At 67.4% G+C, this 12,606-nt stretch carries 5 protein-coding genes, 2 rRNA genes and 1 pseudogene; all 8 read left to right on the forward strand.

The genetic code is table 11. The features are described from left to right. Positions 1-146 precede the first annotated feature (146 nt). The 8 genes and pseudogenes from OYE22_RS21600 (at position 147) to raiA (ending at position 12,508) form a co-directional block, all read left to right on the forward strand. A 23S ribosomal RNA gene (locus OYE22_RS21600) occupies positions 147-3,272 on the forward strand. Positions 3,273-3,344: 72 nt separating this feature from the next. After that, positions 3,345-3,461: ribosomal RNA gene (gene rrf / locus OYE22_RS21605) — 5S ribosomal RNA — on the forward strand. 169 nt (positions 3,462-3,630) lie between these two features. After that, positions 3,631-4,788, forward strand: coding sequence for an S-methyl-5-thioribose-1-phosphate isomerase (gene mtnA, locus OYE22_RS21610; protein ID WP_277324253.1), 1,158 nt, complete (start codon positions 3,631-3,633; stop codon positions 4,786-4,788). 63 nt (positions 4,789-4,851) lie between these two features. Then, on the forward strand, positions 4,852-5,529 hold the full coding sequence (gene mtrA, locus OYE22_RS21615; RefSeq protein ID WP_277321950.1) for a two-component system response regulator MtrA: 678 nt from the start codon (positions 4,852-4,854) through the stop codon (positions 5,527-5,529). 134 nt (positions 5,530-5,663) lie between these two features. Further along, complete coding sequence (gene mtrB, locus OYE22_RS21620; protein WP_277324254.1) at positions 5,664-7,823, forward strand: MtrAB system histidine kinase MtrB; 2,160 nt, start codon at positions 5,664-5,666, stop codon at positions 7,821-7,823. Positions 7,824-8,135: 312 nt separating this feature from the next. After that, positions 8,136-9,935 carry an LpqB family beta-propeller domain-containing protein gene (locus tag OYE22_RS21625; protein ID WP_277321951.1) on the forward strand — a complete coding sequence of 600 codons (1,800 nt, stop codon included), beginning with the start codon at positions 8,136-8,138 and terminating at the stop codon, positions 9,933-9,935. A 306-nt stretch (positions 9,936-10,241) separates the two neighbouring features. After that, positions 10,242-10,523, forward strand: a pseudogene (locus OYE22_RS21630) (ComF family protein); the annotation flags it as partial. 1,289 nt (positions 10,524-11,812) lie between these two features. Beyond that, positions 11,813-12,508: a ribosome-associated translation inhibitor RaiA gene (raiA, locus tag OYE22_RS21640; protein WP_277321952.1), complete on the forward strand. Its 696-nt coding sequence runs from the start codon at positions 11,813-11,815 to the stop codon at positions 12,506-12,508. The last annotated feature ends 98 nt before the right edge of the window (positions 12,509-12,606 follow it).

Consider the following 12,606-nt stretch of genomic DNA (forward strand, 5'->3'; position numbering starts at 1 on the left):
CAGGATTGGGCGCGCTGTTGGGTGTCTGAGGGTACGGCCGTGAGGTTGTGTCTTCGGTTGCCGGCCCCGGTGCAGCATCACGGTTGTGGTGTGTGACGGGTGGCTGGTCGTTGTTTGAGAACTGCACAGTGAACGCGAGCATCTGTGGCCAAGTTTTTAAGGGCGCACGGTGGATGCCTTGGCACCAGGAACCGATGAAGGACGTGGGAGGCCGCGATAGGCCCCGGGGAGCTGTCAACCGAGCTTTGATCCGGGGGGTGTCCGAATGGGGAAACCCGGCAGTCGTCATGGGCTGTCACCCGTACCTGAATATATAGGGTATGTGGAGGGAACGCGGGGAAGTGAAACATCTCAGTACCCGCAGGAAGAGAAAACAACCGTGATTCCGGGAGTAGTGGCGAGCGAAACTGGATGAGGCTAAACCAGTCATGTGTGATACCCGGCAGGGGTTGCGTGGTTGGGGTTGTGGGATCGTACTTCGATGATCTGCCGGTCGTCGGGTGAGTCAGAAACCGTAGGTGTAGGCGAAGGGCATGCGAAAGGCCCGGCGTAGAGGGTAAGACCCCCGTAGCTGAAACATCTATGGCTTGCTTGTACGACTCCCAAGTAGCACGGGGCCCGAGAAATCCCGTGTGAATCTGGCGGGACCACCCGCTAAGCCTAAATATTCCCTGGTGACCGATAGCGGATAGTACCGTGAGGGAATGGTGAAAAGTACCGCGGGAGCGGAGTGAAATAGTACCTGAAACCGTGTGCCTACAAGCCGTGGGAGCGTCGCCATCGAGACTTGTTCTTGGTGGTCGTGACTGCGTGCCTTTTGAAGAATGAGCCTGCGAGTTTGCGGTGTGTTGCGAGGTTAACCCGTGTGGGGGAGCCGTAGCGAAAGCGAGTCCGAATAGGGCGTTGGAGTAGCACGCTCAAGACCCGAAGCGGAGTGATCTAGCCATGGGCAGGTTGAAGCGCGGGTAAGACCGTGTGGAGGACCGAACCCACCAGGGTTGAAAACCTGGGGGATGACCTGTGGTTAGGGGTGAAAGGCCAATCAAACTCCGTGATAGCTGGTTCTCCCCGAAATGCATTTAGGTGCAGCGTCGTGTGTTTCTTGCCGGAGGTAGAGCACTGGATAGGCGATGGGCCCTACCGGGTTACTGACCTTAGCCAAACTCCGAATGCCGGTAAGTGAGAGCGCGGCAGTGAGACTGTGGGGGATAAGCTCCATGGTCGAGAGGGAAACAGCCCAGAGCATCGACTAAGGCCCCTAAGCGTACGCTAAGTGGGAAAGGATGTGGAGTCGCAGAGACAACCAGGAGGTTGGCTTAGAAGCAGCCACCCTTGAAAGAGTGCGTAATAGCTCACTGGTCAAGTGATTCCGCGCCGACAATGTAGCGGGGCTCAAGCGTACCGCCGAAGTCGTGTCAATCCAGCATGTACTCCTAACGGAGGTTGGGTTGGGTAGGGGAGCGTCGTGTGCCGGGTGAAGCAGCCGCGTAAGCGAGTTGTGGATGGTTCACGAGTGAGAATGCAGGCATGAGTAGCGATTCACACGTGGGAAACGTGTGCGCCGATTGACTAAGGGTTCCTGGGTCAAGCTGATCTGCCCAGGGTAAGTCGGGACCTAAGGCGAGGCCGACAGGCGTAGTCGATGGACAACCGGTTGATATTCCGGTACCCGCTTTGAAGCGCCCAATACTGAATCTTCTGATGCTAAGGCCGTGAAGCCGCCCTGATCTCTTCGGAGTTGAGGGGAGTGGTGGAGCCGCTGACCCAAGGTAGTAGTAGGTAAGTGATGGGGTGACGCAGGAAGGTAGTCCAGCCCGGGCGGTGGTTGTCCCGGGGTAAGGGTGTAGCCCGTCGTCTAGGTAAATCCGGATGACATGAGGGTGAGACCTGATGCCGAGCCGATTGTGGTGAAGTGGATGATCCTATGCTGTCGAGAAAAGCCTCTAGCGAGTTTCATGGCGGCCCGTACCCTAAACCGACTCAGGTGGTCAGGTAGAGAATACCGAGGCGTTCGGGTGAACTATGGTTAAGGAACTCGGCAAAATGCCCCCGTAACTTCGGGAGAAGGGGGGCCATTTCTGGTGATCACTTTTACAGTGTGAGCTGGGGGTGGCCGCAGAGACCAGCGAGAAGCGACTGTTTACTAAAAACACAGGTCCGTGCGAAGCCGTAAGGCGATGTATACGGACTGACGCCTGCCCGGTGCTGGAACGTTAAGGGGACCGGTTAGCTGACTTTCGGGTTGGCGAAGCTGAGAACTTAAGCGCCAGTAAACGGCGGTGGTAACTATAACCATCCTAAGGTAGCGAAATTCCTTGTCGGGTAAGTTCCGACCTGCACGAATGGCGTAACGACTTCTCGACTGTCTCAACCATAGGCCCGGTGAAATTGCATTACGAGTAAAGATGCTCGTTTCGCGCAGCAGGACGGAAAGACCCCGGGACCTTTACTATAGCTTGATATTGGTGTTCGGTTCGGCTTGTGTAGGATAGGTGGGAGACTGTGAAGCATGCACGCCAGTGTGTGTGGAGTCGTTGTTGAAATACCACTCTGGTCGTGCTGGATGTCTAACCTGGGTCCGTGATCCGGATCAGGGACAGTGTCTGGTGGGTAGTTTAACTGGGGCGGTTGCCTCCTAAAGGGTAACGGAGGCGCCCAAAGGTTCCCTCAGCCTGGTTGGCAATCAGGTGTTGAGTGTAAGTGCACAAGGGAGCTTGACTGTGAGACTGACGGGTCGAGCAGGGACGAAAGTCGGGACTAGTGATCCGGCGGTGGCTTGTGGAAGCGCCGTCGCTCAACGGATAAAAGGTACCCCGGGGATAACAGGCTGATCTTCCCCAAGAGTCCATATCGACGGGATGGTTTGGCACCTCGATGTCGGCTCGTCGCATCCTGGGGCTGGAGTCGGTCCCAAGGGTTGGGCTGTTCGCCCATTAAAGCGGTACGCGAGCTGGGTTTAGAACGTCGTGAGACAGTTCGGTCCCTATCCGCTGTGCGCGTAGGAGTCTTGAGAAGGGCTGTCCCTAGTACGAGAGGACCGGGACGGACGAACCTCTGGTGTGCCAGTTGTTCTGCCAAGGGCATGGCTGGTTGGCTACGTTCGGGAGGGATAACCGCTGAAAGCATCTAAGCGGGAAGCCTGCTTCGAGATGAGGGCTCCCACCCACTTGATGGGGTAAGGCTCCCAGTAGACGACTGGGTTGATAGGCCAGATATGGAAGCCTCGTAAGGGGTGGAGTTGACTGGTACTAATAGGCCGAGGGCTTGTCCTCAGTTGCTCGCGTTCACTGTGTTGGTTCTGAAATAACGACTGTGTTGTTGTCCGGTTGTTTGTTTCATAGTGTTTCGGTGGTTATTGCGTTAGGGAAACGCCCGGTTACATTCCGAACCCGGAAGCTAAGCCTTTCAGCGCCGATGGTACTGCAGGGGGGACCCTGTGGGAGAGTAGGACGCCGCCGAACTCCTTTTGAGAAGAGCCTTGTTACGGATTTCGATCCGTAACAAGGCTCTTCTGCGTTTACGGGCCGGATGGGCTTCTGGTCCGTGGTTGCTGCCATACGGCCGGTCGATGGTCAGCTAGGCGGGTTGTCGCCCTTCAGTAAGTGGTGCGGCAGGCGGCAGACTGGGCGGATGGCTGATCAGAATGCGGAAGCACCGGACGGCTACGTATCGCACGGTGTGCAGACGCTGCGGTGGGAAGCGTCGTCGGACGGGCCGGTGGTGGTCCTTCTCGACCAGCGGCGGCTACCCGTTGAGGAAGTCGAGCTGGTGTGCACGGACGTGCCGGCCCTCGTGGAGGCTATTCGTACGCTCGCCGTTCGTGGTGCTCCCGTACTCGGAATCGTCGGGGCGTATGGCGTGGCACTCGCGGCGGCTCGTGGATACGACGTGACCGAGGCCGCGAATCTCCTGGCGCAGGCCCGACCGACGGCGGTCAACCTCGGGTACGGGGTTCGGCGCGCCGCGGGCGCGCATGCCGCGGCTCTCGCGGCGGGCGACGACACTGAGCAGGCGGCCGCGGCCGCGCTCGCCGAGGCGCGTGCGCTGCATCGCGAGGACGCCGAGGCCAGTTCGCGGATGGCCGCGCATGGCCTGGCGCTGCTTGAGGAACTGCTGCCGGGCGGCGGCTTCCGCGTTCTCACCCACTGCAATACGGGCGCGCTGGTGTCGGGTGGCGCCGGAACGGCGTTGGCCGTGGCGGTGGAGGCGCATCAGAAGGGGCAGCTTCGGCGGTTGTGGGTGGACGAGACGCGGCCGTTGTTGCAGGGGGCGCGGCTGACCGCGTACGAGGCGGCCCGAGCGGGCATGGCGTACACGCTGCTGACCGACAACGCGGCGGGTTCGCTCTTTGCCGCGGGTGAGGTGGATGCCGTTCTGATCGGGGCCGATCGGATCGCCGCGGACGGTTCGGTCGCCAACAAGGTCGGCAGTTATCCGCTGGCCGTTCTGGCCAAGTACCACCATGTGCCGTTCATCGTCGTGGCGCCCAGTACCACCGTGGACCTGGCGACGGCCGACGGCGCGGCGATCGAGATCGAGCAGCGTCCGGCGCACGAGGTGACGATGGTCCCTCGTCCGGGTGCCTCTGCGGGCAGGCGCGGGGCGTCGGCGAGCGCGCCGCTGGCGCCCGTGGGCACCCAGGCGTACAACCCGGCCTTCGACGTCACGCCGCCGGATCTCGTGACGGCCATCGTGACGGAGGAGGGAGCCGTGTCGCCCGTGACGGCGGTGGGGCTCGCTGAGCTGGTCGGTCGGTCCCAGCCGGGTCGTACGGCAGCGGAGCGCTGACATGCTGCGGACGAGTGATCGCCCGCGTCTAGCCACCGGGTCCGACAATGGGATGATGACGACATGAAGGGACGCGTCCTTGTCGTCGACGACGACACCGCACTGGCAGAGATGCTCGGCATCGTGCTGCGCGGCGAAGGCTTTGAACCGTCGTTCGTTTTCGATGGGGACAAGGCGCTCGCCGCATTCCGCGAGACCAAGCCTGATCTGGTGCTGCTCGATTTGATGTTGCCCGGGCGTGATGGCATCGAGGTGTGCCGGCTGATCCGCGCCGAGTCCGGGGTGCCGATCGTGATGCTCACGGCCAAGAGCGACACCGTGGATGTGGTGGTCGGGCTGGAGTCCGGCGCCGACGACTACATCGTGAAGCCGTTCAAGCCCAAGGAGCTGGTCGCGCGGATAAGGGCGCGGCTGCGGCGCTCCGAGGAGCCCGTGCCGGAGCAGTTGGTCATCGGCGATCTGGTGATCGACGTGGCCGGGCACTCGGTGAAGCGGGAGGGGCAGTCGATCGCGCTGACCCCGCTGGAGTTCGATCTGCTGGTCGCGCTGGCCCGTAAGCCGTGGCAGGTGTTCACCCGCGAGGTGCTGCTTGAGCAGGTGTGGGGTTACCGGCACGCCGCGGACACCCGACTGGTGAACGTGCACGTACAGCGACTGCGCTCCAAGGTCGAGAAGGACCCGGAGCGGCCCGAGATCGTCGTGACCGTGCGCGGAGTGGGTTACAAGGCCGGGCCGAGCTGAGTTCTGAGATGTCGGGAAGTGGGACCACTCCGGAGCCGGGGCAGGGCGCCCCGGCCGCGGGGGGCCCGGTGGACGGCGGCCCTGGCGCGGGGCGGCCCGTCGATTCGGGAAGCGACATATCGCTTTTCGGTCGGCTGTGGCGGGGCGGGAACCTGTTGCCCGACGGGGCTTCCGGGGCGCCGGTGCATCCGGTGCTGCGGTTGTTCGTACGGTGGGTACGGCGTCCGCTGTTGCCGGCCGCGCGGCTCTACCGGCGGAACATCCAGCTCCGCGTCGTCGCCACCACGCTGCTCATGTCGCTCGGCGTGGTGTTGATCCTCGGTGTGGTCGTCATCGGCCAGGTGCGCAACGGGCTGCTGGACGCCAAGCGGCACGCCGCTCAGAGCCAGGCCGTGGGCGGGTTCAACGCGGCCGACGACGCCGCCGAGAACAACGAGGACTCGCGTGGCGAGGACGGGCCTGGCGCGCGCGGCAACCGGGACCCCGGCGCATGGCTCACCGCGCTGGTGCAGCAGCTCGCGAGCGGCGGCCAGGGCGTGTACTCGGTGGTGGCGCTCAGCTCGGACGCCGACAAGGAGCTGTTCGCCAGCACGCGCGGGCCGCGTGCGTCGGGTGGCGTCAAGCCCGAGGAGAGCATCAGCAGGGAGCTGCGGGACCGCGTCGACAGCGGCACGGGCCCGTACGAGCAGTACACGAACATCGAGCACGACGCCCCCGGCCACGAGCGCGAGCCCGCGCTGGTGATCGGGAAGCGGCTCAACGACATCAACGGCGATCCGTACCAGCTCTACTACCTCTTCCCGTTCTCGCAGGAGGAGAAGTCGCTGAGCCTGGTGAAGGGCACGCTGGCCACGGCCGGCGTGTTCGTGGTGGTGCTGCTTGGCGCCATCGCGTGGCTGGTGGTGCGGCAGGTCGTGACGCCCGTACGGATGGCCGCCGGCATCTCCGAGCGGCTGGCGGCCGGGCTGCTCCAGGAGCGGATGAAGGTCACCGGCGAGGACGACATCGCGCGGCTCGGCGAGGCGTTCAACAAGATGGCGCACAACCTCCAGGTCAAGATCCAGCAGTTGGAGGATCTTTCCCGGATGCAGCGGCGGTTCGTGTCCGACGTCTCGCACGAGCTGCGGACGCCGTTGACGACCGTACGGATGGCCGCCGACGTGATCTACGAGGCGCGGGACGAGTTCGACCCGGCGACCGCGCGATCGGCGGAGTTGCTGGGCGGCCAGCTCGACCGGTTCGAGTCGCTCCTCGCCGACCTGCTGGAGATCAGCCGGTTCGACGCGGGCGCGGCGGCGCTGGAGGCGGAGCCGATCGACCTGCGCGACGTGGTCAAGCGGGTGGTGGACGGGGCCGAGCCGCTCGCGGAGCGCAAGGGCAGCCGCATCATCATCCGTGGCGCCGCCCGGCCGGTGATCGCGGAGGCGGACGCGCGTCGCGTGGAGCGCGTGCTGCGCAACCTCGTGGTCAACGCCGTCGAGCACGGCGAGGGCGAGGACGTGATCGTGCGGCTGGCCGCGAAGAGCGGCGCCGTCGCCGTGGCCGTACGGGACTACGGGGTCGGGCTCAAGCCCGGTGAGGCGACCCGGGTCTTCAACCGCTTCTGGCGCGCCGACCCCGCACGGGCCCGGACCACGGGCGGGACCGGCCTTGGGCTGTCGATCGCGGAAGAGGACGCGCGGTTGCACGGGGGCTGGCTCCAGGCGTGGGGGGAGCCTGGTGGGGGCTCACAGTTCCGGTTGACGCTCCCGCGCACGGCGGGCGACGCGTTGCGTGGCTCGCCGATACCGCTCGAACCGGAGGACTCGCGCCGTAAGCGCGCGCTGCGCGCGGCCAAGGCCGCGAGCGGCGCGTCGGCCGCCGGTGGACGTGGGGCGACGTCGGGTGCTGGTGGTGGCAGTGCTGGTGCTGCTGGGGCGGGCGCTGGTGCTGGCCCTGGTGATTCGGGCGGGGCTGCGCGGGCGGATGGCGTGGGGGGTACGGGAGGCACGGGAGGTACGGGAGCGCATCGGGTGTCCGGGGCCACTACCTCCGTTCTCGCGTCGAAGCGGCCGGGGCAGCAGGTGTCGGGGCCAAGCGCGCCGGCGGGTGGGTCGGCGACGGGTGACCGGTCGGGCGAGGCCGCGCCCCGGGACGCGGCCTCGCGTGGCCGCGACGGCGACGGGGGCACGTCCAGCGGGGGCGTAGCTGGTGAGGACGTAGCCGGCGGGGACGTGGCCGAGGACGGCGAGATCGGTGACGCCGGGCGGGGGGAGGACGCCGCACGCGCGGATCGAGAGGGGACAGCGGAGTGATGGTGACCGGCGAACGAGGGAGCCGCGCTCGTGGGCGCTGACCATGAGGTGACGGGCCGCGAGGTACCTGGCTATGAGGCGGACGTCCGCGAAGCGGTTGGTCGTGAGGCGGTCGGCGCTGGTCGGAGTGCCGCCGAGGGGCGTGGGGCTGACGGCGGAGCCAGCGGCGCTCCTCACTCCGCCGGCCTGTTCGTCAGCCTCCTCGGGCTCGTCGGCGCCGGCGCGCGCGACCGTGGTGGGCGCCCTGGAGTGCCGCTATCTGCCGGCATGATCCGCCGTCGCGGACAGAAGAGCGGTGGCGGAACGCTCGGCATGTCGCGACGGGCCTGCGCCACCCTCGCGGCCAGCGGGCTGTTGCTGGCCGGTTGTGCGTCGATGCCCGACAGCGGGGACGTACGACAGGTCGGTTCGACGCCGCGCGCCGACGCGGATTCACCCGTTCGGGTATACGGGGTGCGCCCGGGGAACGATGAGCAGCCACGGGAGTTGGTGCTCGGTTTCCTGGAGGCGACGACGAGCGATGAGGCCCGCTTTGAGACGGCGCGCGAGTACCTGACCAAACGCGCCCGGGGCGAGTGGAACCCCCTGGCGGAGACGACCGTGCTCGCGCAGGCGCCCAAGGTGCGCGTGGAGGGCGGTGCCAACCGGGACCCCTCGGGGTACGACATCGTGCTGTCCGGGAAGCAGCTCGCCACGGTCGACGCCAACCACGCGTACGAGCCCGACGAGAAGCCGTACGAGGAACGGTTGCACGTGGCGAAGTCGGGCTCGCAGTGGCGGATCGACTCGCTTCCGGCGGGCCTGGTCCTGGGCGAGTCGGACTTCCAGCGCATCTACCGCTCCGTCAACAAGTACTACTTCGCGGAGTTGGGCCCCGACGGCGACAAGTCGGCCGTCGGCAAGGACGTCCTGGTCGCCGACCCCGTCTACCTGCGGCGTTGGGTGGACCCCGTCACCTCGACCGTGCGGGCGCTGCTGGGCGGACCCACCAACTGGCTGGAACCGGTCGTTCGTACGTCCTTCCCGAGCGGCACCCAGCTCGACAGCAAGCACCTGCGCCTCGATGACTCGAACGAGTTGCGTATCGCGCTGAGCAAGGACGCGACCGGCGTCGACCAGTTGCGTTGCCACGAGATGGCGGCTCAGGTGCTGTTCACGGTGCAGGACCTGTCGACGTCCAAGGTCAGCAAGGTGGTGCTGGAGAGAGCCGCCGGCGCCGAGCTGTGCTCGTTGACGCGCGACCAGGCCGAGGGGTACGCGCCGGACCGGATCAACGGCAAGGCGGACAACCAGTACTTCATCGACGAGGAACGCCGCATGGTCCAGCTCGACGACACCGGAGAGGAACCGGAGCACGTGCCGGGGCCGTTCGGTGAGCCTACGGCGAGTCTCGGTTCGATCGCCGTGGCGCGGGACGAGCGGACCGCGGCCGGGGTGTCCCAGAATGGCCGGGACCTGTACGTGGCCGACCTCAAGCCGGGCGTGGAGCGGGGCGGCTCGCGGCTGCACAGTGCGAGCGGCGGCCGACAGGGTGGACTGACCGTGCCGAGCTGGGACGGCCTCGGCGACCTGTGGGTGGCCGACCGCAGCCCGGACAGGCCGCGGCTGTTGAGGTTGGCCAGCGGGGTGGGGGAGCCCGAGGAGGTCAACGTCACCGGGCTCGACGGCGGCCGGATCGTGTCGTTGCGGGTGGCCGCCGACAGCACACGGATCGCCCTGCTGATCGAGCGCGATGGCCATACGTCGCTGTGGCTCGGCCGGCTCGAACGGGCCAAGACCTCGGCGGAGCCACCGCTGTCCGTCAAGGGGCTGCGTTCGCTCGCCCCGCAACTGGACGAGGTGGACGCCGTGTCGTGGGCCGGCGGCAGCCGACTCGTGGTGGCCGGCACCGAGTCGGGCGGCGTACAGGAACTGCGTTACATGGAGACCGACGGTTCGCCAGGGAACAGTCCGACGCTGCCCGGCCCCGGCAAGGTCGAGCAGATCGCGGCGTCGGAGGACGAGAACCGGCCACTGATCGCCAAGGCGTCGGACGGCATCGTCCGACTGCCTCCGGACGCGAACTGGAAGACCGTCGTCAAGAAGGGAACGGCGCCCGTTTACCCGGGCTAGTGAGGGCCGGTGCGGTCGGTCTCGGGGGCCGCGTCGTGCCTTGTACGTAGTCGTGTCGTCGGGTCGCCCTTCGCGCCGGCCCCGCCGCGTTCTGGAGCGTCGGCGGGAGCGCGACCGTGGGGGCGGCGCACGCCGGGGTGCGCCTCCGGCGGCGGTGCGAGCCGGCGAGGGTCGCGTGTGTCCGCAGTGCCCGTTCCTACCTCGCTGACCTGCGGTTTCGGCGCTCTCTCCAGTGGGCGGCGCACGGTGCGAGCAGAGTTATCCACAGGGGTGGCGGGCCCGCGGTCGCGGCGGGACAGTGGAGGCATGCGGGGATGGTGGCGAGAGGCGACGGGGCTGGTTCTGCCGGTCGAGTGCGCGGGGTGCGGGGCGCCTCGGGTCGTGCTGTGCGAGCGGTGCCGCGCGGTGCTGCTCGGCGGGAGCGCGTGTCGGGTGCGGCCGAGTCCGACGCCACGGGGACTGCCCGTGGTGTACGCGGCAGCGGCGTATGCCGGGGCGTGCAGATCGATCCTGCTCGCCCACAAGGAGCGGGGGGCGTTACGGCTGGCCGGGCCGCTGGGGACCGCACTGGCGCTGGCGGTCTGCGCGGTGGTGTGGCGACAGGCGTGGTTACGGGGTGTCGGGGCGACGGAGGTGTGGCCGGCGGCTGTGCACTCCGCTCGGGGGCGTATGGGGCCGCCTGGCGTGAGCGGGCCGGGGTGGGGGCCGTGGCCGGTAGGCGCGTGGGCAGCTCCGGCCCAGGCGCCCGCTCCAGCCGGGCACTCGCCACCGGATGCGTGGAGCGGCGGGGCAGCCGAGCGGGCCCGCGTCCGGGGAGAGCCCGCTGACCTGGGTGTCGGGCCCGGGCGGTCGGCGGGGCGTGGGGGCGGTGTGGAGGAGGGTTGTTCCGCTCTGGTGGCCGCGGTCGCGGCCGGTGGTGAGGGAGTCCTGCGACCGATCCTGCTGGTTCCGGTGCCGTCGGCGCGTCGAGCGGTGGCCGCGCGTGGGCACGACCCCACGAGGCGGATAGCCCTCGCCGCGGCGCGGGTCCTACGGGGGCAGGGGGTGCCTGCCCGGGTGCTCTCGGTGTTGCGGCAGCGGCGGACGGTGATGGATCAGGCGGGGCTGGGCGCCGCGCAGCGGGTGGCGAACGTGAGCGGGGCGCTGTGGGCCGACCCGGGTGCGGAGCGGCTGCTGAGCGGCGGTCCCGTGGTGCTGGTGGACGACCTCATGACCACCGGGGCGACGCTCGCGGAGGCGGCGCGGGCGGTGCGTGTCGCGATGGGGCGGAGTGCGACCGGCCGTGCTGACGACGGGAGCGGTGGTCGGGACGCGGCGGGGAAGGCGTCGGGCGTGTGGCCCGGGCAGGCGAGCGGTGCCGCGGTTGCCGGACGGACGGGAATACGGGTGTCGGCTGGCGCTGATTGGAGCGGGGTTCCCGGGGCACTCGGTGTTTCAGGTGTCGGGCCGGCGGCCGCGGCTGGGGCGCCTGGCGTGGGCCCAGCACGGGAAGGGCTGGCGGGAGCCGCGGTGGTGGCCGCCTCCCACAGCGCATTCGGTGCGAATCGGAACTGATGACGAACGTGCGACGTTGCAGCTAGTAACAGCGAAAAAGCACCTGAACGGAGGTACGTGCCAGTAGGGGGTGCCGACTCCGGACCGAGCGAGCTATGTTCGGTTGTGAGGACTAGGTGCCGCTATGGCGCTGATATCCGCTTAGCGTGCTTCGTGCCTTTCCGTGTTCCATAGAAAAGTGAAGACGGTGGGGTGTACAGCCCAATGGCGGGGGAGGAGGAGGTGAAAGCCGCCGAGTCGGGGGCCCTGGAATTCTCTCGGGCCCAGTGCGAAACGGATGTGCTTCGAACAGCCAACGGAGCAATCCGGGAACGGAGTTCTGCGTGGACATCGTCGTGAAGGGCCGCAAGACAGAGGTGCCGGAGCGGTTCCGCAAGCACGTGGCCGAGAAGCTGAAGCTGGAGAAGATCCAGAAGCTCGACGGCAAGGTGATCAGCCTCGACGTCGAGGTGTCCAAGGAGCACAACCCGCGCCAGGCCGACCGTTCCGACCGAGTGGAGATCACGCTCCGCTCCCGGGGGCCGGTGATCCGGGCAGAGGCCGCCGCCGCCGATCCGTACGTGGCGCTCGACCTCGCCACGGGCAAGCTGGAGCAGCGCCTGCGCAAGCAGAACGACAAGCGTCACACCCGGCGTGGCAACGGCCGCATCCCGGCGAGTGACGTCGCGGTGGCCGTGCCGGAGGCCGCCCGGATCAACGGGTCCGGCGAGGGCGGCGAGGCCGAGGCCGGCGCTGCGGACGGCGTGCCCACCACGAGGATGGGGCCGCTTGAGGTGCGCGGCGAGGGCCCGCTCATCGTCCGCGAGAAGACGCACGCGGCGGCACCGATGACGCTCGACCAGGCCCTGTACGAAATGGAGTTGGTCGGCCATGACTTCTACTTGTTCGTCGACTCGGACACCAACCACCCGAGCGTGGTGTACCGGCGACACGGCTACGACTATGGCGTGATCCACCTCAAGACGGAGGCGTTCGTCGGCGAGGAGCCGGGTGGCGCCGGCGGCGCGCTCGGCGGCTGATCCCCGCCTGTTCCGCGTCTGACCCTCGGCTGACCACGGTCGATGGCGAGCCCGGCCCGGCGTCGGCGCCGCAGGGCGCGGCACGCGAAGTTGGGGAT

The sequence above is a fragment of the Streptomyces sp. 71268 genome (assembly GCF_029392895.1).
GTDB lineage: Bacteria > Actinomycetota > Actinomycetes > Streptomycetales > Streptomycetaceae > Streptomyces.

What these genes read in the sequence shown, in the direction of transcription:
- mtnA (WP_277324253.1), top strand. Translation starts at nt 3,631, where the DNA reads ATGGCTGATCAGAATGCGGAAGCACCGGACGGCTACGTATCGCACGGT.
- mtrA (WP_277321950.1), top strand. Translation starts at nt 4,852, where the DNA reads ATGAAGGGACGCGTCCTTGTCGTCGACGACGACACCGCACTGGCAGAG.
- OYE22_RS21625 (WP_277321951.1), top strand. Translation starts at nt 8,136, where the DNA reads ATGTCGCGACGGGCCTGCGCCACCCTCGCGGCCAGCGGGCTGTTGCTG.